The sequence below is a fragment of the Shewanella sp. 38A_GOM-205m genome, assembly GCF_000518445.1.
GTDB classification, from domain to species: domain Bacteria; phylum Pseudomonadota; class Gammaproteobacteria; order Enterobacterales; family Shewanellaceae; genus Shewanella; species Shewanella algae.
The window spans coordinates 77,069-102,581 of the sequence record NZ_KI912438.1; the positions used below are offsets into that span (position 1 = coordinate 77,069).

The 25,513-nt window shown below is 54.3% G+C and carries 27 protein-coding genes; 11 read left to right on the plus strand and 16 right to left on the minus strand.

Annotated features, from left to right (window positions below; all coding sequences use genetic code 11):
* Positions 1–195: 195 nt before the first annotated feature.
* Genes hisIE through hisG form a run of 8 tightly spaced genes read right to left on the minus strand, consistent with a single transcriptional unit; the run spans position 196 to position 7,512 of the window.
* The gene (hisIE, locus tag N512_RS0120085; RefSeq protein ID WP_028781461.1) at positions 196–846 is read right to left on the minus strand and encodes a bifunctional phosphoribosyl-AMP cyclohydrolase/phosphoribosyl-ATP diphosphatase HisIE; all 651 of its coding nucleotides are present in this window, start codon (positions 844–846) and stop codon (positions 196–198) included.
* Between the two features lie 36 nt (positions 847–882).
* On the minus strand, positions 883–1,656 hold the full coding sequence (gene hisF / locus N512_RS0120090) for an imidazole glycerol phosphate synthase subunit HisF (protein WP_028781462.1): 774 nt from the start codon (positions 1,654–1,656) through the stop codon (positions 883–885).
* On the minus strand, positions 1,638–2,375 hold the full coding sequence (hisA, locus tag N512_RS0120095; protein WP_028781463.1) for a 1-(5-phosphoribosyl)-5-[(5-phosphoribosylamino)methylideneamino]imidazole-4-carboxamide isomerase: 738 nt from the start codon (positions 2,373–2,375) through the stop codon (positions 1,638–1,640). Before hisA ends, hisF begins: the two co-directional genes overlap by 19 nt.
* Positions 2,372–3,034 (minus strand): imidazole glycerol phosphate synthase subunit HisH, encoded by a 663-nt coding sequence (gene hisH / locus N512_RS0120100; RefSeq protein WP_028781464.1) that lies wholly within the window; start codon positions 3,032–3,034, stop codon positions 2,372–2,374. Before hisH ends, hisA begins: the two co-directional genes overlap by 4 nt.
* Positions 3,034–4,101 (minus strand): bifunctional histidinol-phosphatase/imidazoleglycerol-phosphate dehydratase HisB, encoded by a 1,068-nt coding sequence (hisB, locus tag N512_RS0120105; protein ID WP_028781465.1) that lies wholly within the window; start codon positions 4,099–4,101, stop codon positions 3,034–3,036. Before hisB ends, hisH begins: the two co-directional genes overlap by 1 nt.
* Positions 4,102–4,144: 43 nt before the next feature.
* Positions 4,145–5,248 carry a histidinol-phosphate transaminase gene (gene hisC / locus N512_RS0120110; RefSeq protein WP_051472891.1) on the minus strand — a complete coding sequence of 368 codons (1,104 nt, stop codon included), beginning with the start codon at positions 5,246–5,248 and terminating at the stop codon, positions 4,145–4,147.
* Positions 5,249–5,253: 5 nt separating this feature from the next.
* Complete coding sequence (gene hisD / locus N512_RS0120115) at positions 5,254–6,612, minus strand: histidinol dehydrogenase (RefSeq protein ID WP_028781467.1); 1,359 nt, start codon at positions 6,610–6,612, stop codon at positions 5,254–5,256.
* Between the two features lie 3 nt (positions 6,613–6,615).
* Positions 6,616–7,512, minus strand: a complete 897-nt coding sequence (gene hisG / locus N512_RS0120120; RefSeq protein WP_025011635.1) for an ATP phosphoribosyltransferase — start codon at positions 7,510–7,512, stop codon at positions 6,616–6,618.
* Positions 7,513–8,065: 553 nt separating this feature from the next.
* Between hisG and N512_RS0120125 the strand changes: the two genes are divergently transcribed.
* Positions 8,066–10,006 (plus strand): ATP-dependent DNA helicase, encoded by a 1,941-nt coding sequence (locus N512_RS0120125; RefSeq protein WP_028781468.1) that lies wholly within the window; start codon positions 8,066–8,068, stop codon positions 10,004–10,006.
* A 120-nt stretch (positions 10,007–10,126) separates the two neighbouring features.
* Here the strand turns inward: N512_RS0120125 and hemB are convergent, their stop codons facing one another.
* The 4 genes from hemB to N512_RS0120145 form a co-directional block, all read right to left on the minus strand.
* A complete protein-coding gene (gene hemB / locus N512_RS0120130) occupies positions 10,127–11,137 on the minus strand; it encodes a porphobilinogen synthase (RefSeq protein ID WP_028781469.1) in 1,011 nt (336 codons plus the stop codon).
* A gap of 151 nt (positions 11,138–11,288) precedes the next feature.
* Positions 11,289–11,723 carry a hypothetical protein gene (locus tag N512_RS23505; RefSeq protein WP_051472892.1) on the minus strand — a complete coding sequence of 145 codons (435 nt, stop codon included), beginning with the start codon at positions 11,721–11,723 and terminating at the stop codon, positions 11,289–11,291.
* Positions 11,724–11,749: 26 nt separating this feature from the next.
* Complete coding sequence (locus N512_RS0120140) at positions 11,750–12,691, minus strand: zinc dependent phospholipase C family protein (RefSeq protein ID WP_028781470.1); 942 nt, start codon at positions 12,689–12,691, stop codon at positions 11,750–11,752.
* Between the two features lie 179 nt (positions 12,692–12,870).
* Complete coding sequence (locus N512_RS0120145) at positions 12,871–14,166, minus strand: membrane protein (protein WP_025011632.1); 1,296 nt, start codon at positions 14,164–14,166, stop codon at positions 12,871–12,873.
* A 169-nt stretch (positions 14,167–14,335) separates the two neighbouring features.
* On the opposite strand from N512_RS0120145, the gene tsaB reads away from it, so the two are divergent.
* From tsaB to rnd, 7 genes are all read left to right on the plus strand, one after another.
* Positions 14,336–15,052 carry a tRNA (adenosine(37)-N6)-threonylcarbamoyltransferase complex dimerization subunit type 1 TsaB gene (gene tsaB, locus N512_RS0120150; RefSeq protein ID WP_028781471.1) on the plus strand — a complete coding sequence of 239 codons (717 nt, stop codon included), beginning with the start codon at positions 14,336–14,338 and terminating at the stop codon, positions 15,050–15,052.
* Positions 15,053–15,111: 59 nt separating this feature from the next.
* Positions 15,112–15,414 (plus strand): hypothetical protein, encoded by a 303-nt coding sequence (locus N512_RS0120155; RefSeq protein ID WP_051472893.1) that lies wholly within the window; start codon positions 15,112–15,114, stop codon positions 15,412–15,414.
* Positions 15,401–16,108: a M50 family metallopeptidase gene (locus N512_RS0120160; RefSeq protein ID WP_028781473.1), complete on the plus strand. Its 708-nt coding sequence runs from the start codon at positions 15,401–15,403 to the stop codon at positions 16,106–16,108. The genes N512_RS0120155 and N512_RS0120160 overlap by 14 nt, the downstream gene beginning before the upstream one ends.
* A gap of 126 nt (positions 16,109–16,234) precedes the next feature.
* Entirely contained in the window at positions 16,235–17,080 is an 846-nt protein-coding gene (locus N512_RS0120165) for a class I SAM-dependent methyltransferase (protein WP_025011629.1), read from the plus strand.
* Positions 17,081–17,101: 21 nt separating this feature from the next.
* Entirely contained in the window at positions 17,102–17,995 is an 894-nt protein-coding gene (locus N512_RS0120170) for an alpha/beta fold hydrolase (RefSeq protein ID WP_028781475.1), read from the plus strand.
* Between the two features lie 204 nt (positions 17,996–18,199).
* Entirely contained in the window at positions 18,200–19,873 is a 1,674-nt protein-coding gene (gene fadD / locus N512_RS0120175; RefSeq protein ID WP_028781476.1) for a long-chain-fatty-acid--CoA ligase FadD, read from the plus strand.
* 71 nt (positions 19,874–19,944) lie between these two features.
* Positions 19,945–21,054, plus strand: coding sequence for a ribonuclease D (rnd, locus tag N512_RS0120180; protein ID WP_037475779.1), 1,110 nt, complete (start codon positions 19,945–19,947; stop codon positions 21,052–21,054).
* Positions 21,055–21,193: 139 nt separating this feature from the next.
* On the opposite strand, the gene minE is transcribed toward rnd, so the two are convergent.
* From minE to minC, 3 genes are read right to left on the minus strand one after another with little or no spacing between them, the layout of a single operon-like run.
* Positions 21,194–21,454, minus strand: a complete 261-nt coding sequence (gene minE / locus N512_RS0120185) for a cell division topological specificity factor MinE (protein WP_028781478.1) — start codon at positions 21,452–21,454, stop codon at positions 21,194–21,196.
* A gap of 3 nt (positions 21,455–21,457) precedes the next feature.
* Positions 21,458–22,267: a septum site-determining protein MinD gene (gene minD, locus N512_RS0120190; RefSeq protein ID WP_025011627.1), complete on the minus strand. Its 810-nt coding sequence runs from the start codon at positions 22,265–22,267 to the stop codon at positions 21,458–21,460.
* 26 nt (positions 22,268–22,293) lie between these two features.
* Positions 22,294–22,959 carry a septum site-determining protein MinC gene (gene minC, locus N512_RS0120195; protein WP_028781479.1) on the minus strand — a complete coding sequence of 222 codons (666 nt, stop codon included), beginning with the start codon at positions 22,957–22,959 and terminating at the stop codon, positions 22,294–22,296.
* Positions 22,960–23,081: 122 nt separating this feature from the next.
* On the opposite strand from minC, the gene N512_RS0120200 reads away from it, so the two are divergent.
* Genes N512_RS0120200 through N512_RS0120210 form a run of 3 tightly spaced genes read left to right on the plus strand, consistent with a single transcriptional unit; the run spans position 23,082 to position 24,850 of the window.
* Positions 23,082–23,369 (plus strand): YcgL domain-containing protein, encoded by a 288-nt coding sequence (locus tag N512_RS0120200; protein ID WP_028781480.1) that lies wholly within the window; start codon positions 23,082–23,084, stop codon positions 23,367–23,369.
* Between the two features lie 15 nt (positions 23,370–23,384).
* The gene (locus tag N512_RS0120205; RefSeq protein WP_028781481.1) at positions 23,385–24,362 is read left to right on the plus strand and encodes a lytic murein transglycosylase; all 978 of its coding nucleotides are present in this window, start codon (positions 23,385–23,387) and stop codon (positions 24,360–24,362) included.
* A 47-nt stretch (positions 24,363–24,409) separates the two neighbouring features.
* Positions 24,410–24,850, plus strand: coding sequence for a YcgN family cysteine cluster protein (locus tag N512_RS0120210; protein ID WP_028781482.1), 441 nt, complete (start codon positions 24,410–24,412; stop codon positions 24,848–24,850).
* An 88-nt stretch (positions 24,851–24,938) separates the two neighbouring features.
* Here N512_RS0120210 and dsbB read toward each other — a convergent pair whose 3' ends face one another.
* Positions 24,939–25,451, minus strand: a complete 513-nt coding sequence (dsbB, locus tag N512_RS0120215; protein WP_028781483.1) for a disulfide bond formation protein DsbB — start codon at positions 25,449–25,451, stop codon at positions 24,939–24,941.
* Positions 25,452–25,513 lie beyond the last annotated feature (62 nt).

Below are 25,513 nucleotides of genomic sequence, written 5' to 3' on the forward strand. Positions count from 1 at the left end.
CCGCATGGATTTGAGCGGGCTTAAGGGCGTTGAAAGGGGCTGCAATCTTAGTCTTGGCTTGAGTAAAATGAGCATCGTAAGCTTGCGATAAAAGCTGACAGCAGAAGGGGATGAATACCTATTGGTTGTATTCATCCCTTTCTCTTTTTGCCTTTGTTCGTTGGTACTGTGCCACTGCCTTATGTTGGCTTTGCTTTAACCCTGTGCCGCTTTGGCCTGGGTGTGGCGTTTGGCTAGGTTGGCATGGATATCATCGAGGGACAGTTGCTGATCTTCCAGCAGTACCAAGAGGTGATAGAGAAGATCCGAGGCTTCATTCACCAACTCTTCGCGATCATGAGTGGCCGCCGCCAGCGCGGTTTCCAATCCCTCTTCGCCCACCTTCTGGGCAATGCGCTTGGTACCACGCTGAAACAGCGAAGCGGTGTAGCTCTCGTTGGGGTCTTCCTCCTTTCTGGAGGCTATAAGGCTTTGCAGGCGATTGATAAAGGGGTGCACTTCGCCGCAGGCCGGATTATCCCAGCAGCTGCCAGTCCCCTTGTGGCAGGTGGGGCCTATGGGGTTGGCCTGCAGCAGCAGGCTGTCGTTGTCACAGTCCACTCCTATGCTGACCAATTGCAGCAGATTGCCTGAGCTTTCACCCTTGGTCCAGAGCCGCTGTTTGCTGCGGCTGTAAAAGGTCACCAGGCCTTTGCTCAGGGTGACATCCAGGGCTTCGCGGTTCATATAACCCAGCATCAACACCTTGCCGCTGTGAAAGTCCTGCACTACGGCCGGCAGTAATCCCTGTTGTTTATCCCAGTCCAACTGTTTGAGCCAGTCGGCATTGTTTGTCTCGGTTGTCATATTAAATACCTGTATTGGGTTGTGGGGCTTAGGGCATTAGCTGCCAATGGCGACGCCACTTTGCTTGAGAAAGGCTTTCAGCGCCTGGATCTCTATGATCCCCTTGTGAAATACGCTGGCGGCCAAAGCGGCATCGACCTTGGCTTTGTCGAAGACCTCGAGAAAATGCGCCATGGTGCCGGCACCGCCGGAGGCGATAAGCGGCACATCGCAGACGGCTCTCACTTTGGCGAGCTGCTCGATATCATAACCCTGGCGCACCCCATCCTGGTTCATCACATTGAGGACGATTTCGCCGCAGCCCTGGCGCTGCACTTCTTCGACCCAATCCAGGGTGAGCCATTGGGTGTCGCGGGTCGCAGCTTCATCGCCGGTAAACTGTTTCACCTTATAGCTGTTGTCATTGGCATCGAAGAAAGAGTCTATACCCACCACTATGCACTGGCGGCCGAATTCATCCTGCAGCCTGCGAATAAGGCTGGGATCCGACAGTGCCGGTGAATTGATGGAGATCTTGTCGGCACCGAATGCCAGCAGCTCGCGTGCCTGGGCCAGGGTCTTGATGCCACCGGCCACACAGAAGGGGATGTCTATCTGCTGCGCCACCCGGCTGACCCAGGACTTATCCACCACCCGCGAGTGGGCGCTGGCGGTGATATCATAGAACACCAGTTCATCGGCGCCTTCGGTAGCATATCTGGCCGCCAGCGGCACGATATCGCCTATGGTTTCGTGGTTACGAAACTGCACGCCTTTGACCACCTTACCGTCTCGTACATCGAGACAAGGGACTATACGTTTTGCCAGCATGCGATCGCCTCCTCTACGCTGAATTCGCCGGTTAGCAAGGCCTTGCCGATAATCAGGCCGCTGGCACCGGAATCCCTGACTGCAGCCACATCATCCAGACTGGCGATACCGCCGGAGGCCTGCCAGGCGATATCGGGAAAGGTCTGCGCCAATTCGCGGTACAGGGCCGTGTTGGCGCCCGTCATGGTGCCATCACGACTGATGTCGGTGACCAAGGCATGTTTAAGGCCCAAAGGGGCAAACTGGGCCACCAGAGATTCCAGGGTTTTACCACCGCCACTCTGCCAGCCGTGAACCGCCACTATTTTCTCGCCGGCGGCATTGATATTGACATCCAGCGCCAGACAGATGGCATCCGGGCCGTATTGCTCGAGCCAGGCGCCAACCAGTTTGGGCTCACGCACCGCCAATGAACCTATCACTACCCGGGAAACCCCGGCCTTGAACAGTTCATCGAGCTGACGCTGGCTGCGCACGCCGCCGCCCACTTGCAGTGGTGTATTCAGGGCGGCCGCGAGTGACGCTATCAGGCTGCTCTGGCAGCGCTCAGGGTCTTTGGCGCCGGTCAAGTCCACCAGATGCAAGAGTGAAGCGCCCTGGGCCTGATAAGCGAGCAGTTGGGCTTCAGGTTGCAGATTGAAGCGGGTCTCCTGTTGGTAATCGCCCTGAAACAGGCGCACTACCTGACCTTCTATGAGATCGATTGCCGGTATAATCATGCTGCAGCTCCGCTAAAATCATCCTGGGTCAGAGTGAGAAAGTTAGCCAGGATAAGGCTGCCGATAGCGGCGCTCTTTTCCGGGTGAAACTGCACTCCCATAAAGTTGTCTTTGGCAATGGCGGCGCTGAAACGCTCGCCGTAACAGCATTCGGCTATGGTGGCCGCCGAAGGCACGGCGCAAAAGGAATGGACGAAATAGCAGTAGCTGCCTTCATCGATACCGGTAAACAGCGGGTGCGCCTGGCCGTTGGCATCAAGTACGGGGCTCAGTTGATCCCAGCCCATATGTGGACTGGGCAACCCCTTGCAGTCGAGCTGGCGTATAGTGCCCGGGATTAGCCCAAGACACTGGCATTCATCGGCATCTTCGCCACTTTCCTGCGAGCTGTCACACATGAGCTGCATACCGAGACACACTCCCAGCACCGGCTGTTTCAGCGCCTTGATAACAGGAATTAGCTGTTTTTCGGTGAGCGCCGCCATGGCGGCTCTGGCTGTGCCCACCCCAGGAAGCACCACTCTTTCGGCGCTGCGGATAACCTCGGCATCATCACTGATACAGACTTCGGCGCCGAGACGCTCGAAGGCGTATTTCACTGAGCTCAAGTTGGCGCAGCCGGTATCTATTATCACTGTCTTGGCAACGGCTTGGGTCATTACAACACTCCCTTACTGGAAGGCAAGGCATCGCCTTCAACCTTGATGGCCTGGCGTAGAGTGCGCCCCAGCACCTTGAACAGCGCCTCTACCTTGTGGTGGTCGTTGTCGCCCTCGCAGCCAAGGTGCAAGGTGCAGCGCAGGCCGTCGGCAAAGGAGCGAAAGAAGTGCGCTACCATCTCTGTGGCCAGCTCCCCGACCTTTTCCCGCTCAAATTCGGCGTTGAACTTGAGGAAGGGACGACCGGAGAGATCCAGCAGGCAGTCGCCGCGGGCTTCATCCATGGGCAGGGAAAAGCCGAAACGGGCAATACCGCGTTTATCACCCAGCGCCTGACGCAAAGCATCGCCCAGCGCCAGCGCGGTATCTTCCACACTGTGGTGATCGTCTATCTCAAGATCGCCGTCAACCTTGACCGCCAGTTTGAAATTGCCGTGGGTGGCAATCTGATCCAGCATGTGATCGAAAAAGCCTATGCCGGTATTGATGTCGCTGCTGCCGGCGCGGTCGAGATCCACCTCGACCCGAATGTCGGTCTCTTTGGTGGTGCGCACCACAGTTGCCTGGCGACCCCGGCTCAAGAGGGCATCACAGATATCGCCCCAGTTGAGCTTTTCCCTGTCATAGCGATAGCCGGTCAAGCCCATGGCCTCGGCCAGGGCAATATCGGTTTCCCGATCACCAATAACTGCCGAGCGGGTGAAATCCACCAGGCCCTGGGTCAGAAACGCTTTTACCAACCCAAGTTTGGGTTTGCGGCAACTGCAGTTTTCATCGTTGAAGTGAGGGCAAATCAACACCTCGCTGAAGTTGACCCCCTGGCTTGAAAAAATCTGCATCATCAGATTGTGGGGCGCATCGAAGTCTTCTTTCGGGAAGGAGGGGGTGCCCAGGCCATCCTGATTGGAGACCATCACCAAGCGGTAACCGGCGCTTTGCAGTTTGAGCAGCGCCGGAATAACGCCGGGTTCAAACACCAGCTTATCCAGTCTGTCCACCTGTTTGTCGGTTTGCGGCTCTTCAATAAGGGTGCCGTCGCGGTCGATAAAGAGTATTTTCTGGCTCATTGATGTTTCCTTGTGCCGGCCGCTGCCGGGCTGATTATTATCGTTATTGCACCTGGCTCAGGGCGGCGAGCAGCCGCTCGGTATCTGAGTCATCGCTGAAACTGAAACGTATGGCGTCGACAAGACGCGGATCCCGGTAGCTGCGGGCGACTATGCCAAAGCGCTGCAACTGCTCACGCACCTTGGGGGCATCGGCGAAATACGCCAGCAGATAGTTGCCGCCACTTGGCAGTACCCGGGCACCGAGTCTTTCCAGCGCCGCAGCCACTCTTTGCCCCTGAGTCTTGAGCAGCGCCACATCGGCCTGCATTCTGGCTATGCCCTCAGGGCTTAATGCCAAAGCCGCCAAGCGTGCCACAGGGACAGGTACCGGGTAGGGGGCCAGCACCTGTTTTACCATCTCGATAATGCCTTCATTGGCCAGCATAAAGCCGCAGCGGGCTCCGGCCAGGGCAAACGCTTTGGAGAGGGTGCGCAGCACGACTAAGTTGGGATACTCCTTGAGCAAAGAGACGGCGCTCAGCTCGGGACTGAATTCAATATAGGCTTCATCCACTACCACTAGCGTGTCTGGCATGGCCTCGAGCACCCGCAGAATTTCACCCTGGCTTACCCAGGTGCCTGTGGGGTTGTTGGGGTTGCAGATAAACAGCAGTTTGGCGCCTTGGGCCTGGGTTAACGCTTTGGGCAACTGAAAGTTGTCATCCAACGACAGTGTCTTGACCTCGACATTGAAGGTCGCGGCGCTGATGGCGTACATGCCGTAGGTGGGGCCAAAGAGGGCGATGCTGTCTGCCCCCGGGGTGCAAAAGGTGCGGATCAACAACTCTATCGCTTCATCGGCGCCGCGGCTGCAGATGAGCTGCAAATCTGAGACTCCGGCATAGGCGGCATAGGCGGCTATCACCTCTGGCGGCTGGCACTCGGGGTAGCGGTTGACCCGGTCGATATCAGTGTGGTTGAAGGGGGATTCGTTGGCGTTGATCCAGACTTCCCCCTGGCCGCCAAGGCGCCTGGCGCTTTGATAGGGCTCGAGCGCCAAAAGCTCGGGGCGAGCCAGAGTGGCGGCAAGCTCGCGGCTTTGCCGGGTAACGGCTGCTGTAACCTTCTTGAGATCCGCTGTGGGGCTATTAATGGCTGCAGGCATGGTTGTTATTCCTCTACACTCGCCGACGGCGCGCTCAGTGATGAAACACTCTCGGTTGAAGCTTCCGCTCCGGATACCCCAAGAGAGGCCAGACGCAGGGCAACGGCATTGCTGTGAGCGTCAAGTTGCTCCGCCTGGGCCAGGGTCATTACCGAGGGCCCCAAGGCGCAAAGACCTTCGGCACTCAGCTCCTGCACGGTAAAGCGGCGGCAGAAATCCGCCAGTGACAGGCTGGATACCGAGCGGCTGTAGCCGTAAGTGGGCAGCACATGGTTGGTTCCGCTGGCGTAATCACCCACAGATTCCGGGGTGTAGGGGCCGAGAAATACAGAGCCGGCGGCGCGAATTTGTGCCAGCAGCGCTCTTGGGCTGCGGGTCTGGATGATAAGGTGCTCGGGGCCATAGCGGTTGGAAACGGCTGCAGCCTTATCCAGTGAATCGAGCAGTAAAATACGGCTTTCGGCCAATGCCTGGCGGGCAATATCGGCGCGGGGCAGGGCCGCAAGCTGCTTGTCCAGCTCTTGGATGACGGCTTTTGCCAGCGATTCACAGCTAGAGAGCAATATCACCTGAGAGTCGGGGCCGTGCTCGGCCTGTGACAGGAGATCGGCCGCCACAAAGGCTGGATTGGCAGTCTCATCGGCGATGACCAGCACTTCGGATGGCCCCGCCGGCATGTCGATACTGACTCGCGCCCTGGGATCCTGGGACAACTGGCGCTTGGCTTCGGTGACGTAACGGTTGCCGGGGCCAAATATCTTGTCCACCGGCGCTATGGTTTCCGTGCCCAATGCCAGCGCGGCAATGGCTTGGGCGCCACCGGATTGGTAAATATCTTCGATGCCGCATTCGCTGGCGGCGTAGATGATGGCGCTGTCTATCGGTGCCGGGCTTATCAAGACCCGGCGGCGACAACCGGCGATTCGGGCCGGCAGCGCCAGCATCAACACAGTGGAGATCAGCGGCGCGCTGCCGCCCGGTATGTAGAGGCCGACGCTGTCTATGGCTTCGCTTCTGAGTTCACAACGCACTCCGGCCTGGGTATTGAGATCCAAAGCCTGGGGCTGCTGCGCGCTGTGGAACACATCTATGTTGGCCATGGCGGTCTTGATGGCCTCTTTGAGCTCAGGGCTAACGTCCTGGGCAGCGGCTTTTATTTGCGCCTGACTGAGGGCGATATTCTCAAGGGGGATATTATCAAAGCGCTCGCTGTACTCCCTGAGGGCTTGGTCCCCCTTGGCGGCGACGGCCTCAATGATCTCGCCGACGCTCTGCTCGAGCGCTTTGCTGCTCACCAGGGAGGAGCGCTGGAGCGCGGCGGCCTGTTGGCTTTCGCTCAGTTTGTCCCATACCAGATACTGCATGCTTCACCCCATCATCTTTTCAATTGGCATTACCAGAATCGAGCTGGCACCGAGCTTGGTCAGCTCTTCCATTGTGTCCCAGAACAGATCTTCTGTGCTGACCGCGTGGATGGCGACCCGGTTGCTGTCATCGTTGAGCGGCAACACAGTGGGGTTCTCGGCGCCGGGCAGTAGGGCAACAATCTGCTCCAGGGTTTCAGTGGGAGCGTGCAGCAGGATATATTTGCTTTCCCGGGCGCGGATGACGCCGTTGACCCGGCTCATCAGCTTGTCGATCAAGGCCTGTTTGGCCGGGGTTTGGGTTTGCTGTGATTGAATGACACAGGCCATGGAGCGAAAGATCACTTCGGTCTCGTACAAGCCATTGGCTTCCAGAGTAGCGCCGGTGGAAACCAGATCGCAGATCCCGTCGGCGAGTCCGGCGCGGGGAGCGACCTCTACCGAGCCCTTGAGCATACAGTCGCGATAACTTATGCCTTTATTTTGCATAAAACGGCGCAGCAGGTTGGGGTAGGAGGTGGCAATTCGCAAGCCTTCCAGTGAGGCGGCGTCCTGATAAGGGAATTCACTGGGTACCGCCAGCGATAAACGGCAGGCGCCGAAGTCCAGTTGTCTGAGTTTGTTGCAGGCCGAAGGTTTGCCCAGTGTCTGCCGTTCTATCTGCTCCTCTTCCAGCACATTCTCGCCAATGATCCCCAAATCGACCACGCCATCCATGACCAGGCCGGGAATGTCGTCATCACGCACCCGCAGCAGATCCAGTGGCATATTGTCGGCGTGGGCTATCAGACGCTGTTCGTTAACGGTGAATTTTACGCCGCAGTTTTTCAGCAGTTGTTGTGATTCTTTCGAAAGCCGGCCCGATTTCTGGATGGCGATGCGCAGTCGATTTGAAGTCATAGTGGTCATTCCTGTTGGTCAATTCAATCTTGGTTAAAAAACTCAAATCCGGAAACGAAAAACCCCCGGAATTCCTTCCAGGGGTTTTCAGATCTTATGAATCAACCGCCAGAAGGAATGAACCTTCGGCAGTCAGCTCCGAAGGCTACCGCTCGTGGTGGTGATGATGGATAGCGTTGCGAAGCTGTGTCATGTAATAAATCCTGTGATTTCACGCTGTAATTTTGCAGCGCATAAACATTCAATTCTGAGCCGATTCGGCTGGTGTGTTTTAAGCTAATCCCTTTGGCTGGAATTTGCAACACCCAAAATCAAAAAATGTCTGCTGCTTGAAAAGGATTCATCAAGCGGCCCGCTTGGGCATAAGTTTGCGAATCGTTAGCTAAAGAGTTGGTGTAAGTGGCTATGTTAACTATGTCAGCTATGTCAATGCCAACTCTGTCAACTATGCCAACTCTGTCGGGTAGAGCGGCTTGGCGATAAGGTTTGTCCCTTGTATCCGTCACTCAAATAGCGATAATGCACGCCATACCCCAGGGCAAAATGGAGCACAATGCGTAATCGACTCGTCAGCGAAACGGCACTGGCCTTTGCCCCGGGCGGCCCTTTGGCCACCAATATCAGGGGCTTCAAGCCTAGAGAGCAACAACTGGAGATGGCCCGCGAAGTGGCCCAGTTACTCCATGGCTCAAGCGGCGCTGCAGTGCCTTTGGTGCTCGAAGCCGGCACAGGGGTTGGCAAGACCTTCGGTTATCTGATCCCGGCGCTGCTCTCCGGCAAGCAGGTGATTGTCTCCACCGGCTCAAAGAACCTGCAAGAACAGCTGTTTTATAAAGATCTGCCGGCCTTGCTGCAGATGCTGGATCTGCAAGTTCGGGTGGCGCTGCTCAAAGGGCGCAACAATTATTTGTGTCAGTTGTTGCTGGAGCAGCAGTTGGATGGCGCCCAGAGCCGTAGCCCGGAAGTGCTCGATGATCTGCTCAGGATAAATCAATGGGCCGCGGCCAGCACAGATGGCGATCTCGGCACTCTGGCCACGGTTTCCGAACAGTCGCCGGCACTGGCGCTGGTGGCTTCTTCGAAAGAGCGCTGCACCGGCAAGCGCTGCGCCTTCTATGACAGCTGCTTTACCCGCAAGGCCAGACAGAAGAGCCTGGAAGCCAGGATTATCGTGGTTAACCATCATCTGTTTTTTGCCGACAGGATCCTCAAGGATACCGGCTTTGCCGAGTTATTGCCCGATGCCGATGCGGTGATTTTCGATGAGGCTCACCTGCTTGCCGATATTGCCGTAACCTACTTTGGTCGCCAATTGTCGCTCGCGGCCATGCAGCGAGTGCTGGAGCGGGTGGAAGCGGTATATCAACAGGAACTCAGGGATACTTCACAACTGAGCGATCTCGCCAGGCGCTGCGGCTCCCGCCTGGCGGATTGGGCGCAGATGACCCAGGCTTCCGGGCAAAGCGACTGGCGCCCCTTGTTGGCCGATAAAGAACTTGCGAGGCAATGCTGGCAGCTGCTCGAAGAGTTTCGGGCGCTGGAGCGGGTAATGCTGGCCAATATCGGTCGCAGTGATGAACTGGATGATTGCCTGGAAAAATGGCTAGATTACTGCGGGCAGCTGCAGCAGTTTTTCAACTGTGAAGACCAAAGTGCGGCTTACAGCATAGAGCAGGGCAGTCGGTTGCCGACGCTGAGAATGGCGCCTATTGATGTTGCCAAGGCGTGTCAGGCGCTGTTTGAGGTGCAAACCCGATGGCTATTTACCTCGGCAACGCTACAGGTGAATCGCAGCCTGAACCATTTTTGCCGGACATTGGGGCTTAAGGGGGCCAGGGAGCTTATTCTGGACAGCCCTTTTGACTACCGACGCCAGGCAATTTTGTGTGTCCCCAGGGAGCTTGGGGATGTGCGCTCTGAAGGGGATTATCAGTTTCGGCGCCTGCTTGAGGTGTGCGAGCAGGCGATTAATGCGGCCAAGGGCCGAACCTTTATTTTGTTTACCAGTCACAGGATGCTCCAACGGGTGGCGCAGGCGCTTCATGGTCGCAGCCGCTATCCACTCCTGGTGCAAGGCAGCGCCGGCAAGCAGACTCTGCTAAAAAAGTTTCGTCAGCTGGGTAATGCCGTGCTGCTGGGCACCGGCAGTTTTTGGGAAGGCGTGGATGTGCGCGGCAAGTTACTCTCTTGCGTGATAATCGACAAACTGCCCTTTGTGTCTCCGGACGATAATCTCTATCGCGCCAGAGCCGCAGAGATCAGTAAGCGACAGGGTGACCCCTTTATGGAGTTGGCCTTGCCCCAGGCTGTGATAGCACTCAAGCAGGGTGTTGGGCGGCTCATTCGTGACGAGAGCGACCGCGGTGTGCTAATTCTCTGTGATAATCGCATCGTCAATCGCAGCTATGGTCAGGCATTTCTCAACTCCTTGCCGCCCATGTACCGAACCCGCAACTTGCAGTCTGCTTTGTCTTTTCTTGAAGGGATAGATTGATTAAAAACAGTTGGATACTGTATTTGATAGTATTAATTCAATTTTTGGAACAAATAAATTGATAGTAAAAAGGCGCCTAAAACTAGGCGCCTTTTGCTCTCTGTCTCTCTGTACTAGCTATTAGCCGCGATCTGCGGCCAGCCAGGAAGCAAATTGCTTGGTGTAGTAACTGACAATCAAGCTGGCACCGGCGCGTTTGAAGCCGACAAAGCTTTCGGTAACCACGGCTCTTTCGTCCAGAGCACCGGCCAGAGCCGCAAACTTGATCCCGGCATATTCACCGCCCACATGATAAGCTGCCAAAGGCAACTCGGTACGCTCTCTCAATTGTGACAACACATCCAGATAAGGCGTACCTGGTTTAACCATCAGAATATCGGCGCCTTCCTCTTCATCGAGCAGAGCTTCCAACAGCGCTTGCCGGCCATTGGCGCTATCCAGTTGATAACCTTTACGATTGCCGCTGAGTTCACAATCTACCGCCGCCCGGAATGGGCCGTAGAAAGAGGAGGCAAACTTGGCCGAGTGGGCCAAAATGGCAACATTTTCAAAACCGGCCGCATCCAGGCCCTCGCGTATAGCCCGGATTTGGCCGTCCATCATGGCCGAAGGGGCCAGCATGTCGGCACCGGCGCGGGCAGCGCAGACAGACTGCTTGACCAGGTTTTCCACAGTCGCGTCATTACAAACTTCATTGTGCTCAACCACACCACAGTGGCCGTGATCTGTGTACTCGCAGAAACAGATATCCGGGATCACCAGCATCTCGGGCGCTTCCTGCTTGATGGTGCGGATCATCCGTGCCAACAGGCCGTCATCATTCCAGGTATCGCTGCCGATGGCATCTTTATGGTGTGAAATACCAAAGGGCATCACATAGCGGATCCCGAGGGCCTTCAGCTCACGGATCTCAGCTGCCAGCATGCTCTCGGGCAATCTGCTGATCCCGGGAAGGGTGCTGATGGCCACAGGCTCAGTAATGCCTTCTTCGATGAACAGTGGGTGTACCAGATCTGTCAGGGAAACTTGCTGCTCGCGAACCAGATCCCGCATGGCTTCTGAGCTGCGAAGACGGCGAAGGCGACGAAGAGGTTTGGTGAAGCTGCCGTGACGGCAATGACTGTCTGACATGAGATTTCCTTTACTGCTATGGCGGGTGCCTGTTTGCCGAATATTGTCTCAAGACCCGGTAACCAGCACTAAGCTATTGAGGTTAAAGGGGCGCGAGCGCCCAAGTGCGCCTAGGATACCCTTTGCAGGAAACGCGATACTATGACAGGGATCACAGTTCATCCAGGCAGATGTTGGCAGGTGCAATACTGGTCTCACAGGGATGTGTTCCCTGTTGCCAATGCTGTTTGTCGAGCTTTGCGGTGCAGCCACTGTCTTCCATCAGGGCCCGCTCACCGTCTGCGCTGCAAAGCAACAAGAGGGCATGATCCTCGATACGAAACAGGTGCAGTTGGTATTGACTGAATGGCTCGAGCAGGGAGGCGTCATGGGCTGTGGCCAACGCCAATAAAGTTTGGCCGTCGAGGTTGGCCGGATGATTTTCATAACGTATGGTGGCTTCGGCCGCGCTGGTCACCTTGGTCAGTGCCGGTGCCAGTTGTTGGTATTCCTGATCATGCCTGTCACCGAGACCGCAGCCACCAAGTGTCGGTAGCAGCGCCAGCAGCAGGCAGGCGATAGGGCCTTGATGGAAAATTGATTTCATCCTTGAATCCTTATCTACAAATAGTGTTAGGTCGGCGTTAGTTCTTGCCAAAAGGCCAGTTTACCTGCGGCATCCCGGCCCGTGTCCAAATTCCAATCTTTGATACTTTCCAGATAGGCGCTGTCTTGCTCCAGCACACCGCTGGCGATAAGTTGCCAAAAGTGTTTGACGTTTTCTCTGGCGCGCAGAAAAATCGCGTCATAGTGCATATCGCCTTCAGGGGTGGTCAGGGTTAAATACGTTTTTTCAATCTGCTCCTGCTCCGGATATAGGACGGCGAACTTGACGCCCAGGTGGCGGGCAAACGGCAGCAGTCTGTTGCCTTCCTCGGCAATCTTGTCCACCACAGTGATAAAGCCTTTATGCCAGTCATTGATGGCTGGCGGATTATTGGCCCATTCCTCTATATATACATCTTTGAAGCAGTTGTCCCACAATTTCTCTATGACAGGATCCAGTTTCTGACCTGTGGCATCGCAGCAGGCGGCAATACCGGAATCCAGGTGTTCTGACAGACCTATTGCCCCGAGATTGAGCTTGGGATAGATGTAGGCATCCTGATGCATTTCACAATACCTGTGGGCATCGGCGTTTTCTTTGTAGGGGCCGACTTTCATCTCAATAACCGGATGGACAGTGACATCTGCGATCACATGGGCACAATAGCCCAGCAACCAGGCCAGGCCCTTGTCGCGTTCTTCCCCTTCACTGCAGGCCAGGTGACGAACGCCGGCTTTGAGCATTTCGCCGCTATGCTGGTAATGCATCTTGTCGGCCCAACTTTTGGCCTGTTGGCGGTCATTGAGAGCGAGATAGGGATAATCCGGGCTGACAGCCCCGAGCTCGCAGTACTTGAAGTGCTTCAGTAAGGCGCGAATAGCGTCCTTGGGCATATGGGTAACCGCCTCCAGCTCAAGTGGCTGTCTGAGGCTATTGACCAGTGTGAGGTGTGCATAGGCGCCTGGCATTCCCTGGCCTCCAATCCTTTGCTGTTGCGTGCTGTTCCTTGAGGTTAACCTTAGCCGCTGAAGGTGAAAACGGCCATAGCCCGAAGCTACTATCAAGCGCAATTCACTCAAGAGTAAATCAGACTGGCCGCTTTCCTTGGTTGAGGCCTAGAAACCACCATGTCACCGCCCGAAAACAGCTAGGAAACGGCCGGTGAAGCCTGGGCTTTACTGTGGCGGATATGGCGCTCCACCAGAGCGCCTATCAGGTACATCATCAAGTAACCGCAGCCGAGGGCGAGGATCACCGCCACCACATTGGCCGTCAGTTGCCTGAGCAGGAAGAAGGCGCCTACCAGAGTAATGATGCCGGCCAGGCGGATCAGCAAACTGGCATTGAAGTAGCCTTCGGCTTTGATATAGGCCAGTTGATAACCGTTGAGCATCAGAAAAATGAAGAAAATGGCATAGTGCAGCAGTACCGGCACGGCGCCGTGATACTGGGGCGGAAACAGCATTCTGAATAGACTCTCGCCGCCCAGCAGCATGACAACAAAGAAACTGATGCTGACAATCAGCGCCAGCTTGTAGAGCCAGTGTTTGATGGCGCGGATCTGTTCATTGTCCCGGGCGCGAACACAGACCGCCAATTCCGGCAATACGAAGCGGTAGATAGGGAATACAAACAGCAAGGTCATGTAGGTAAATACCGGCCTGACCACCACTTGGAAATCCCCCAGCTCTTCGACACTGAAATAACGTATGGTCAGCAGTACGGTAATATAGATCATCAGAATGCTGGAGCCGGCCTCGAGCGAGGCGGTGACACTTCGCTTCATAAAGCTTTTCAGCGCCGGCTCCAGATTGACCTTGGCGAGCGGCGCGGTGGCGATTTGACGCCGCCTTCTCAGATACATAAAGGCCGCGATAATCAGAGACGACAGCGTCGTAGCGTAAAAGAGTGCCCCCAGTGGCGCCATACTCAGCCCGTAGTAACACAGGGCAAAGGCCAGCACCAAAGACAGCGGCTCCATCCAGGTTACCTTGTTACTGATTTCATAGAGACGATACATGGCAACCAGGTTGGTAAAGTACACCTTGAGCCCCATGCTGACTATGATGCCCACCAGTTGCAGGTACTCCACATCTATGGCGAGTTTGTGCTTGATATAGGGCAGTATGATGCCCCAGGTCAGCAGCACTACAAGGATCAGCACATAGCGGAAAATATTGATGATATCCCTGTCGTTGCGGGTCTGGCTGTAAGACACCACCATAGACGAGCGAAAGCCTGTCATCAGGATCAGTGACAGCGAGATGATATCGATAACCGTGTGGTAGATAGCCAGATCCGCCTTGGGAACCCAGCTTGCGAGCCAGACTTTAAAGGAAAACCCAATTGCTATGCTGATGAGCGTGGCCCAAATACCGGCGACAAAGGCACGTTTCAACCGCGAAACTGCGGTTTCATTGGAAGACTGAGAGAGGCTGGACATAACAGACGCTAACCGAAAAGGGGACTCCATATTAGTTGAGAACTGTTCTCATTGTCCATGATAAGGATCACAAGGGCAGATCCGGGCTTGGTTTCGGCGTATTTGATGGTATGATCCCGCCGCTATTAACTCGCCGAAGGCCATACCTTCGCCCATCAAGGTTGAACCCATGACATCGACTACACTTGCCAACTCTCCTGTTATTCTGGCTCTGGATACCTGTACCGAACTCTGCTCAGCGGCGCTGGCATGGCAAGATGGCAGCATTGCGGAATCTGTCGATGCGCCCCGTGAACACAGCCAAAGATTGCTGCCCATGATAGAGAACTTGCTGAGCCAATCCGGGCTCAAGATGCAGGATATCGGCCTTATCGCCTATGGCCGTGGGCCGGGGAGTTTCACCGGTATCCGTATCTGCACCTCTATGACTCAAGGGTTGGCGCTGGGGCTGGATGTACCTGTAATCGGCATCTCTACCTTGGCCGCCATCGCGCAGCAAGCGATAACTGAACATGGTGCGCAGCAGGTGATTTGTGCCATAGATGCCCGCATGGGCGAAATCTATTGGGCGGCGTTTGAACAGGAATCCGGTATGGCCAAACTGGTTGGCATAGAGCAAGTGAGCGCCCCTGAGACAATGACCTCGCCCTTTGCCAATACGGACAAGGTGTATTGCTGCGGCACCGGGTTTGATGCCTACCCGGCACTTTTACAACATGCCGAAAACTTGACCTTGCTGGATGCGGTGAAATATCCTCAAGCCAGTGCTATGCTTGCTTTGGCAAGCCTAGGTTGGCAACAAGGGCAGGCCACCTCGGTCGATGAGCTGGCGCCTGTGTATTTGCGAGATACAGTTGCCTGGAAGAAACTGCCGGGAAGGGAATAGGGCTTCAGGCGGGTTAACTGCCTCAAGGGCTTGGGGCAAACGGGGATCAAACCAGTATCATGATGATCAAGCAGACGGGACATCCGGGTGCAGTTCAAAGTCTGTCGCAGGCGGTAGCCGGCAACAGGCCTCCTGAGCGTGCCCAGCAAACCGTTGAGACTCAAGATGAAATCCTTGTCAGCCCATCCAGGCAGTTGGTCGAGTTTGACAGCCAAGCCCTTAACGACAAATACCAACAAAGAGAGCAGCTGAAGCGGGAAACCGCAGGTCATTCTGATGCTATCGCCCTCTATCTGAATACCCAACACGCCGCGCAGCGGGACGCTATCTCAGCCATGGTGGGCGTAGATGTCTACGCCTGACAGTCCCGCAGCCGATAACGCTTTTGTAAAACCTTCCCGTTCTCTGCCGTTACCGGGAAGAGGCCAGTTTCTGCTGGAACTCCTACTGGCCTTGATGTTGACTCATCTGCCCTATGTCTCTGTCCCCTTCAAATGGTTGGAAAGCTATTTCCATGAATTGTCCCATGCGCTGGCAACGCTGTTAAGCGGCGGGATTGTCAGCCATATCCAACTCTTTCCCAATGGCGCCGGTTTCTGCTTCAGTCAGGGCGGCTGGCCGCTCCTTATCGGATTCAGCGGTTATTTGGGGGCGGCCTTTTGGGGCTGCCTGCTTTACCACCTGGCCACTTGGCCGCGGGGGATCCGGATAAGTTTTGCCTTTATCGGCGCCTTGGTGCTGCTCACCATACTGCTGTGGGGGCGGGACTTACTGACCCTGAGTATCCTCATTAGTCTGAGTGTTCTGTTTCTGCTGCCGCTGAAATTTGGCGGCAATCGATTGCTCAGCGGCAGCCTGCGCCTGGTGGCCTTGATGGTGATGCTCAATGCGCTTGCCAGTCCTGCTGTGTTGCTGGGGCTGGACGATAGGGGGGATGCGGTATTGCTGGCTGAGTACAGCTGGGTGCCTGCGTTCGTCTGGGTATTGCTGTGGTTCGCTTCCGGCTTATTGGCACTACTGCTTTGCTGGCGCCACATAGATGGAAAATCAAACTGATCCTTGGCAAGTCTGCCACTCACTGTTAGCTTGAACTGCAATCTTATTTGGCACCAGTGCGTGCCAAAAAGTCGTTTCGGCGGGTCTGTTGCCGCAGCATAAATCCACATTCAAAGGAGAAGGGAAATGGAATACAAGCAATTTAATCGCAAGCTGGCAACGCCGCTTGGCAAGGCTTTGCTGGTGGCTGGCATGCTGCTTGGCAGCGGTGCAGTGCAGGCCGGCGAACCGGCTTTGCTGGAGGCGGTTAACAGTGACTTTCGCCGGGAAGCCAATGTCGAGCGCGACCAATATCGTCATCCAGAGCAGACACTGGCTTTTTTCGGGATCACTGCGGAGCAAACCGTAATTGAGCTCTGGCCAGGCGGCGGCTGGTACACAGAAATCCTGGCGCCTATGTTGGCGGACAAGGGGCAGTATATTGCCGCCGGTTTCAACACAGCGCCGCAAGAAGACAACCCGGGCAGCCGTTATCGGGCCAAAGCGGGCAAGCGTTATCTAGAATGGCTGCAAGCCCACCCCAAAGAGCTTGGCAAAATCGAACTGGTGGTTTTGGATCCTCCCGCACAGGTAAAACTGGGAGAAGATGCCAGCGCGGATGCTGTACTCACTTTCAGAAACCTGCATAACTGGGCCAGTCAGGGGCAACTGCAAACCGTGTTTCAGGCTGCCTTTAATGTGCTTAAAGATGGCGGCGTCTTTGGTGTGGTTGAGCACAGGGGCAAAGCCGGTAACGGCCCTGACAGCGGCTACATGATGCAGGATGAGATGATAGCACTGGCAGAAAAGGTCGGCTTCACCTTGGAAGCCAGCAGTGAGATCAACGCCAATGCCAGGGACAGTAAGGATTACCCCAAAGGCGTCTGGACCTTGCCGCCAACATTGCGACTGGGTGAGCAGGACAGGGACACTTATCTCAAGATAGGAGAAAGTGACCGTATGACACTCAAATTTATCAAAAAAGCGAACTGATACACTGACAACAGAGGCATTATGTGGCAACCTTCCGCCCCCGTAAAAGCACTGAAGATCCCGCTGCCGCACCTCACGCTGGCTGCCCAATGCTGGGGAGCGGAAGATAAGCCGCTGTTACTGGCATTGCATGGATGGCTGGATAACAGTAACAGCTTTGCCCCTTTGGCCGAGAAGCTGATGAATGATTATCGTATTCTTGCCATTGATTGGCCTGGACATGGTTTATCGGGTCACAGGCCAGGGCGTTATCCGCTGCACTGGATTGATTATCTGTATGATCTTGAGCTGCTGCTGGACCACTTGGCCGGCGATGCACCAGTCACTCTGTTGGGGCACTCCCTTGGGGGGATCGTTGCCAGTGCTTATGCTGCAGCGTTTCCTGAACGAGTCGATAAGTTGCTGTTGATTGAAGCCTTCGCTCCTCTCTATGAGGCGGTGGAGCAGGCCAAACCCAGGCTGAGAAAAAGCTTTGCTGCCCACAAGCGTATGCTCGGCAGCAAACGTAGCCAAGTGGTTTATGACAGTATCGAGCCGGCCATCAAAGCCAGAGTGCAGTTGACCGGATTGGCCGAGCCCTGGTCCAGATTATTGGTGACGCGCAATATGCAAATTGATGCACAGGGTGCCAGTTGGCGCAGTGACCCAAGGCTGCGGCTCGACTCGCCGATGCGACTTTGTTTTGAGCAGGTAGCATCCCTGATGCAGGGGATCGCCATCCCCAGCTTACTTATCACGGGTGAACAGGGATTTCCTGGACTGGTGCAGAGTTTACCTCAGGCCCGCGCCTGGTACAGGGATTTGCAGATAGTACAACTACCAGGGGATCACCATCTACATATGGGGAACGCCGATGAGGTAGCGCAAACTCTGGCCGGATTTCTCCAAGGTAGAAAATCCAATCCGGGGGACTAGGCAAATAAAAGCTTTTATGTGATGATGATCAAAATTTTAAACGCCCGTATGATTTTTGCGGCGCGAAAGTTAACTACCAAGAGTCGAGGCCAAAGGCCTTAATAAGAACTTTATAAAAATACTCAGTGCTTTGCCCGCAGACGCTGCGGGCTTTAACGACAGAGAGAGTCGTTTCCGCTGAAGACGGAATTTTAGGAGAGATTTGTGGACCAGCCCTGGATTAACAGTTTGCCTGCCGACGTGCCTGCCGAAATTGATGCCAGCCGCTATGCTTCCTTGCTGGAGATGTTGGAATCAGCGGTCAATACCTATGCCGACCAACCCGCATTCGTCAATATGGGCGCAACCCTGACGTACCGAAAACTGGAAGAGCGCAGCCGTGCCTTCGCCGCTTATTTGCAAAATGATCTCAAATTGCAAAAGGGCGATCGGGTGGCGATCATGATGCCGAACCTGCTGCAATATCCCATCGCCCTGTTTGGTGTGTTGCGGGCCGGCATGGTAGTGGTCAATGTCAATCCGCTTTATACCCCAAGAGAGCTCAAGCACCAGTTGGTCGACTCCGGCGCCAAGGCGATAGTGGTGGTGTCCAACTTTGCCAGCACACTGGAGCAAGTGGTCGATCAAACTCCGGTCAAAAACGTGATTATCACAGGGCTTGGCGATCTCTTGAGTGCGCCTAAGCGTACCCTGGTTAATTTTGTGGTGAAGTATATCAAACGTCTGGTGCCCAAATACTCTCTGCCACACGCCATCTCTATGCGCCGGGCGCTTCGGGCCGGTAAAAAGGCGCAGTATGTTAAGCCTGTGGTCAAGAGTGACGATATCGCCTTTTTACAGTATACCGGCGGTACCACTGGGGTTTCCAAGGGCGCCATGCTCAGCCATGGCAACATAGTTGCCAACGTATTGCAGGCCAACGGTGCTTATGCCCCTTTGCTCAACGACGGCAAGGAGTTTGTGGTAACCGCCTTGCCGCTTTACCATATTTTCGCCTTAACGGTGAACTGTTTGTTGTTCCTGCATAAAGGCGCCAATAACTTACTGATCACCAATCCCAGGGATATCCCGGGATTTGTGGCCGAACTCAAGAAAACACCTTTCACTGCTCTCACTGGGGTGAACACCCTGTTCAACGCCCTGGTCAACAGCGAAGAGTTTGCCGCTCTGGACTTCTCCCGCCTCAAACTCTCTATTGGTGGCGGTATGGCGGTGCAGCGCGCCGTGGCTGACAAATGGCAGAACATCACCAAGACTCGCTTGCTCGAAGGCTATGGCCTGACCGAAGCTTCACCTCTGGTCGCTTGCTGCCCTTACGATCTGGCCGGTTACAACGGCTCTATCGGCTTACCTGCACCTTCGACGCAAATTCAAGTGCGGGGTGATGACGGTCAGGTATTGCCTCAGGGTGAGACGGGCGAACTTTTTGCCAAGGGGCCTCAGGTGATGTTGGGCTACTGGCAACGTCCGGAAGAAACCGCCAAAGTGATCGACAAAGACGGTTGGCTGGCCACAGGCGATATCGGCTATATGGATGAAAAAGGCTTTTTCTATATTGTCGATCGCAAGAAGGATATGATCCTGGTTTCCGGCTTCAACGTTTTCCCCAATGAAGTGGAAGAGGTGGTGGCCTTGCATCCCAAGGTGGTTGAAGTGGCCGCCGTGGGCGTGCCGCATGAGGTCAGTGGTGAACTGGTGAAGATTTTTGTGGTGGCAAAAGACAAATCTTTGACCGAGAAGGAGCTTATCAAGCACTGTCGCCATCATTTAACAGGATATAAGGTGCCGAAGCTGGTAGAATTCAGGGACGAATTGCCGAAAACCAACGTAGGAAAGATCCTGCGCAGAGAACTCAGAGATGAGGCCAAATCTGCATAATATAGAGAGCCGGCGCCAGCCGGCTCTTGTGTTTCCGGGACCTGGAAACTCGCGCAGGATGGGAGTTGAATTTGCAAGATTACCTGTATGTAAAAGATGACGCCACTCTGGCGCAGCTGGTGGAACAGTATCGCGAGGCTAAATTGCTGGTACTGGATACCGAATTTGTACGCACCCGCACTTACTATGCTTGTTTAGGGCTCATTCAGGCCTATGACGGCAAGACCCTGGCTCTGATAGATCCTTTGGCCATCTCGGATCTGTCGGGATTTTGGGCCTTGCTGACCGATGAGAAGATCACCAAGTTGTTGCATTCCTGCAGTGAAGACTTGGAAGTGTTTGCCCGCCAAGGCCAATGTCAGCCCAAGCCTTTGTTTGACAGCCAACTGGCGGCAGCCATTGCCGGCATGGGCCATGGCTTGGGTTATGCCAAGCTGGTGCATGAGTGCCTGGGAGTGGAGCTCGACAAGGGCGAGTCCCGCACCGACTGGTTGAAACGACCACTTTCTAAAGCGCAGCTCAGCTATGCCGCCAATGATGTTTATTATCTCTACCAACTCTATCCTCAACTGCAGCAGAAACTGGAGCAGCAGGGCAGGCTCGAGTGGGTATTGGAAGAAAGCCAGCGTATGACAGAAGGGCGTCTGGACGCGCCGGATGAAGACACAGCCTATCTTAGGGTCAAGAACGCCTTTCAGTTGAGTACACCACAATTGGCTGTGCTCAAGGTGCTGGCGGCCTGGCGTTTGCGTAAAGCGTTGGCAAAGGACATGGCGCTGGGTTTTGTCATGAAAGATCATGCCCTTATAGGCTTGGCTAAGCGTCAGCCAAGAGGGATCAATGATGTGCTTTCCATGAAAGAGCTGACGGATCATGAAAAGCGTCTCTACGCCAAGGATGTGCTCAAGGTCATGGCCAAGGCGGATATGAGCAATCTGCCGGAGCCCTTGGATGTGTTGGCTCTCAAGCCGGGATATAAGAGCGCCTTCAAGAGCATTAAGCAGTGCTTGACCGAGATTGCTGAATCCGAAAGTGTGCCTATGGAGTTGCTTGGATCCAAGCGTCATATTCACGAATATCTTGAGTGGGTATGGGACGGCAAACAGGGGCCCACCCCCTTGGTGTTGCTGGGCTGGCGTGGCCAGCTGGTGGCTGACAAATTGGCCAAGCTGGCACTCTGAACCTGGTTGATAAAAGTAAAAAGGCGCCCAAGAGCGCCTTTTTGTGACTGCAGCAGTACTTTACATAGATGCTTTATTCATACTTTGGCTTCAAATGTATGCTCTTGATACCCTTTGCTTTTTACCGAAAAAGCTTGCATCAAGGGCGGTCCGGCAGAGTTACATTGAGCTCGAGTACCGACAGGTTGTCATCGTTTTGATCCAGCTGCACAGATACCTGCTCTTCGGAGATGTGCACATACTTGCGGATCACTTCAATTATCTCCTGCTTCATCTGCGGAAAGTAATCCGGTGCCCCGCGCTCGCCGCGTTGATGGGCAACGATGATCTGCAAACGTTCCTTGGCGGTTGCCGCGGTGCTGCTTTTCTTGCTGCTTCTGAAATAATCGAGTAATGACATAATTTAGCTACCAAATATTCGTTTAAGGAATCCCTTCTTCTCTTCCGCGACGAAGCGCAGCGGAAGCTCTTCACCCAGCAGACGAGCCACAGTGTCCTCGTAGGCCTGTCCGGCATCGCTGTCGTGATCTATGATCACCGGCACCCCTGAGTTGGAAGCCTTGAGCACTGCCTGAGACTCAGGAATAACTCCGAGCAGTTGTATTGCGAGAATTTCCTGCACATCCTCCACACTGAGCATTTCGCCGGTTTTCACTCTGGCAGGGGAGTAGCGAGTCAGCAGCAGATATTCCTTGATGGGCTCAAGCCCTTGCTCGGCACGACGGCTACGGCTTTGCAGCATGCCAAGGATCCTGTCTGAGTCTCTGACCGAGCTGACCTCAGGGTTGGTTGTCACTATGGCGATATCGGCAAAATAGAGTGCCATCATGGCGCCGGTTTCAATACCTGCCGGAGAGTCACAGATGATGTAGTCAAAGTCTTTGCTCAAATCATCAAGTACCTTGCCGACACCTTCTTTGGTCAGGGCATCTTTGTCCCTGGTTTGGGAAGCCGGTAAAACGAACAGTTTATCGCAGCGTTTATCTTTGATCAGCGTTTGGTTCAGATTGGACTCGCCGTTGATGACATTGACAAAGTCGTAAACAACCCGACGCTCACAGCCCATGACCAAATCCAGATTACGCAGGCCGATATCAAAATCGATAACAACAGTCTTGTGTCCTTTAAGCGCCAAGCCGGTAGCGATAGCCGCGCTCGATGTGGTTTTGCCCACACCGCCTTTACCTGAGGTGACAACAATAATTTGTGCCATGTTCTATTTTATCCTTTCCATCTGCCTTATCCGGGCAGCGATTCAACGATTAATGACTCACCGCTGAGCCTGATACAACCACTCTTGGCGGTACAGTGTTGCTGCAGGTTTTCAGTCAACCAGTACTGTCCCGCAATCGAAACCAGTTCAGCTTCCATGGACTGGGCCAGGATCACGGCATGTTTATCACCGCTGGCTCCCGCCATTGCCTTACCACGCAGTGCCCCGTATACATGAATGCTACCATCTGCAATGACTTCTGCGCCATTCCCTACTGCACCAAAAACGATTAAATCACCGTCTTTGGCATAGATTTGTTGCCCGGAGCGCACGTTTTGTTTGACTATCTTGGTGACTCTCGGGGGGGGCGGTGGCAATTCCGACTGTTTCCCGGCTTTGATGCTGGCCAATCCCTGCGCCTTGGCGGCTTCATTGAGTGCCTTATCGGCGGCAGTCACACCAACTATCACCAGTTGTCTTTCGGTCAGTCCCTGGCGCAGCCCTTTGAGATCTATGTCCGTGCCGTTGACCTGACTTAAGTTGAGCACCAGTGGAGCGTTGAGGAAAAACTGGGGAGCCTGGGCGAGCTTGCCATCGAGCTCTTTAAAAAGGGCGTCCAGATCTGGGGTATTGATATGAAGTACAGAGAGCGTAAAAGAAGAGCCCTTTAGCTCTAGACTAGGTTTTGGCATCCCGGCGTCATTCTCCAGAAAATGAGCAGTCAGATTGCGTGACAGCGTTATATTCCAAGGCGTCCATGTTATAGTGTGCCCCGATGAGTGGCAAGTTTGAACCCATGGAAATTGATACAATTATGATCTGTGCTGTCTATAAGAGCCTGAAAAAAGCCGACACCTATTTATTCGTCAACAAGAAAGGCCAGTTTGATGATGTACCTGCTCCCTTGATGCAGGTATTTGGGCCGCCACAACTGGTAATGCTGTTGCCGCTGCAGAAAAGGCTGCAACTGGGTATCGCCGATATCAACAAGGTCAAAGCAGAACTGGCGGAAAAGGGCTATTATTTGCAATTGCCGCCACCGCAGGTGGATATGCTGAAGGAGCTGAGACGCAGCAAGGGCCTGGATGATCATTCTGCTTAAGGAATAACGCGTTTTATGGATAGACTTTCCCTGGTGTTTATTTCGCTGCTGGGCGCGTCGCTGACCAATGTCTGTGCAGCGACCGAAGGCAGTTTTGAGCTGTATCTTGATAAATTAAAACAGGACGCAGCAACGCAAGGGATAGATCAACTCGTATTGGATAAGGCCTTCAGCCAGATAAAATTGTTTAAAAAGGCCTCCAATGATGACAAGACAGCCCCCGAACCGCCAAAGGATCTGGAGCACTATATCCCCAAGGCGATCAGTGAGGAGATGGTGGTAAAGGGTCGGGTACTGGCCGAAGAATATCGACCGCTGCTGGTCAAACTTGGTAAACAATATCGGGTGCAGCCCAGGTTTATTCTGGCCCTTTGGGGGCTCGAGTCAGATTTTGGCAATCAGCAGGGCGGTTATCCTGTGCTTTCCGTGACGGCGTCACTGGCCTATGAGGGACAAGAGGTTTACCGCGATGAGTTTTTTGCGGCACTGAAAATTCTCGCGTCACAATCGCTCGACTTTAACGAGCTCAAGGGCTCGAGTACCGGTGCCATGGGGCCTTTAGGATTGATGCCAAGTGCCTATCTGCAATACGGCAGCGACGGCGACGGTGATGGCAAGGTCGATATCTGGAACAGCTTTGCCGATGGCTTGGCATCTGTGGCCAACTACCTGCAGCAAACGGGCTGGGATGACACCCAAACCTGGGGACGCCAGGTCAAAGCGCCCGAGTCCATAGAGAACAGCCAACTCGGGGTGGATTATCAGGCGAGTTTCAGCCATTGGCAGCAGTTGGGCGTTCGTCGTTACGATGGCGGCGATCTGCCTGGCCGGACCGATATGCAAGTTTCATTGATCATGCCAGATGGTGTCACAGGAAGGCACTATCTGGTATACCAGAACTACCGCGCCTTGCGAAGCTGGCAAAATTCAGACTATTTCGCTTTGGCGGCGGCTTATCTTTCCGAGCGGATCAAGTATCCACCCCGGAAATAGTGTAAAATAGCCATCACGCAAGCTTTCAAGAACGAACCAACAAATTTATGTCCTTCTGGTTAACCAAGACCCTGTCCGAAATGACTCAGGATGAGTGGGAGTCTCTCTGTGATGGCTGTGGGAAATGCTGTCTCAATAAGCTCATCGATGATGAAACCGATGAGCTTTACTATACCAATGCGGCCTGCAAATTGTTGTCTGATAAAGACTGCAGCTGCATTCACTATGAAAAACGCTTTGAATTTGTGCCTTTGTGCACCGCGGTGACGGCGACGAATATCGGTGAGCTGGACTGGCTGCCGGATAGTTGTGCTTATCGGCGTCTGTATCTGGGGCGGCCATTGCCTTCCTGGCATCCACTTTTGACCGGCTCCAAGGATGCGATGCACGAAGTAGGGATGTCGGTGAAGGGCAAGACGCTTTGCGAGAGTAAAGTGCGCGATCTTGAAGATCATATTGTACTCTGGCCACTGAAGGACTTGGATTGATTTCATCCAGGCATCAAGAGTAAAAAGCCAAACACGATTGTTTGGCTTTTTTATGTTTATAGGAAACCCGCTAGCTAAAATTGAATACCTAGTTACGGCTCTTGCTCAGAATAGGTACAACATAGAGCAGCAGTGCTACCAGATATGTGGCAAAAGCAACAATCATCCACTGTGACATAGTGATGCCGATAAAGCTCCAGGGAATATCGGTGCACATACCTGTTGGCATAAATACCGAAGGCAGCCATTCATGCAGTGGCATCCAGGAGGGGAAGTCCGGCAGGAATGAACAGGTGGAAAAAGGCGATGGGTTTTGCTGCATATCGTTGAGTTCAATGGCCAATCTCAGCCCCCAACTGGCGCTTACCCCCCACAGCAAGGCCGCCACAAGTCGCACTGGACGTACACTCGGCGCAAGAAAGCCTATGATGCCGGCTAGCAGCAATCCCAATACGGCCAAACGCTGGTAGATACACATGACGCAAGGCTCGAGCTGCATCACATGTTGAAAGTACAACGCAGCCAGCTCCAGAGACAGGGCGCTGAGCGCCAGAATTCCCCAGGCCATGTGGGAGTGGGCGAAACGTATCATTGCTGTCAAAACTATTCTCCATTGATTACCCATCAGTCCAAGGCGAGGTGGGATAACTCCTCAGATGGATA

Bases quoted from the DNA above. Each gene is read 5' to 3' on its own strand.
- N512_RS0120145 (WP_025011632.1), bottom strand. From the start codon at position 14,166: ATGTCCAGCCTCTCTCAGTCTTCCAATGAAACCGCAGTTTCGCGGTTG.
- N512_RS0120210 (WP_028781482.1), top strand. From the start codon at position 24,410: ATGTCCTTCTGGTTAACCAAGACCCTGTCCGAAATGACTCAGGATGAG.
- minD (WP_025011627.1), bottom strand. From the start codon at position 22,267: ATGGCACAAATTATTGTTGTCACCTCAGGTAAAGGCGGTGTGGGCAAA.
- hisA (WP_028781463.1), bottom strand. From the start codon at position 2,375: ATGATTATACCGGCAATCGATCTCATAGAAGGTCAGGTAGTGCGCCTG.
- N512_RS0120205 (WP_028781481.1), top strand. From the start codon at position 23,385: ATGGATAGACTTTCCCTGGTGTTTATTTCGCTGCTGGGCGCGTCGCTG.
- N512_RS0120125 (WP_028781468.1), top strand. From the start codon at position 8,066: ATGCGTAATCGACTCGTCAGCGAAACGGCACTGGCCTTTGCCCCGGGC.
- N512_RS0120165 (WP_025011629.1), top strand. From the start codon at position 16,235: ATGGAATACAAGCAATTTAATCGCAAGCTGGCAACGCCGCTTGGCAAG.
- N512_RS0120155 (WP_051472893.1), top strand. From the start codon at position 15,112: ATGATGATCAAGCAGACGGGACATCCGGGTGCAGTTCAAAGTCTGTCG.
- N512_RS0120140 (WP_028781470.1), bottom strand. From the start codon at position 12,691: ATGCCAGGCGCCTATGCACACCTCACACTGGTCAATAGCCTCAGACAG.
- hisF (WP_028781462.1), bottom strand. From the start codon at position 1,656: ATGCTGGCAAAACGTATAGTCCCTTGTCTCGATGTACGAGACGGTAAG.
- hisH (WP_028781464.1), bottom strand. From the start codon at position 3,034: ATGACCCAAGCCGTTGCCAAGACAGTGATAATAGATACCGGCTGCGCC.
- hisIE (WP_028781461.1), bottom strand. From the start codon at position 846: ATGACAACCGAGACAAACAATGCCGACTGGCTCAAACAGTTGGACTGG.
- hisG (WP_025011635.1), bottom strand. From the start codon at position 7,512: ATGACTTCAAATCGACTGCGCATCGCCATCCAGAAATCGGGCCGGCTT.
- minC (WP_028781479.1), bottom strand. From the start codon at position 22,959: ATGCCAAAACCTAGTCTAGAGCTAAAGGGCTCTTCTTTTACGCTCTCT.
- hisC (WP_051472891.1), bottom strand. From the start codon at position 5,248: ATGCCTGCAGCCATTAATAGCCCCACAGCGGATCTCAAGAAGGTTACA.
- hisD (WP_028781467.1), bottom strand. From the start codon at position 6,612: ATGCAGTATCTGGTATGGGACAAACTGAGCGAAAGCCAACAGGCCGCC.
- minE (WP_028781478.1), bottom strand. From the start codon at position 21,454: ATGTCATTACTCGATTATTTCAGAAGCAGCAAGAAAAGCAGCACCGCG.
- N512_RS0120200 (WP_028781480.1), top strand. From the start codon at position 23,082: ATGATCTGTGCTGTCTATAAGAGCCTGAAAAAAGCCGACACCTATTTA.
- N512_RS23505 (WP_051472892.1), bottom strand. From the start codon at position 11,723: ATGAAATCAATTTTCCATCAAGGCCCTATCGCCTGCCTGCTGCTGGCG.
- tsaB (WP_028781471.1), top strand. From the start codon at position 14,336: ATGACATCGACTACACTTGCCAACTCTCCTGTTATTCTGGCTCTGGAT.
- hemB (WP_028781469.1), bottom strand. From the start codon at position 11,137: ATGTCAGACAGTCATTGCCGTCACGGCAGCTTCACCAAACCTCTTCGT.
- hisB (WP_028781465.1), bottom strand. From the start codon at position 4,101: ATGAGCCAGAAAATACTCTTTATCGACCGCGACGGCACCCTTATTGAA.
- N512_RS0120170 (WP_028781475.1), top strand. From the start codon at position 17,102: ATGTGGCAACCTTCCGCCCCCGTAAAAGCACTGAAGATCCCGCTGCCG.
- N512_RS0120160 (WP_028781473.1), top strand. From the start codon at position 15,401: ATGTCTACGCCTGACAGTCCCGCAGCCGATAACGCTTTTGTAAAACCT.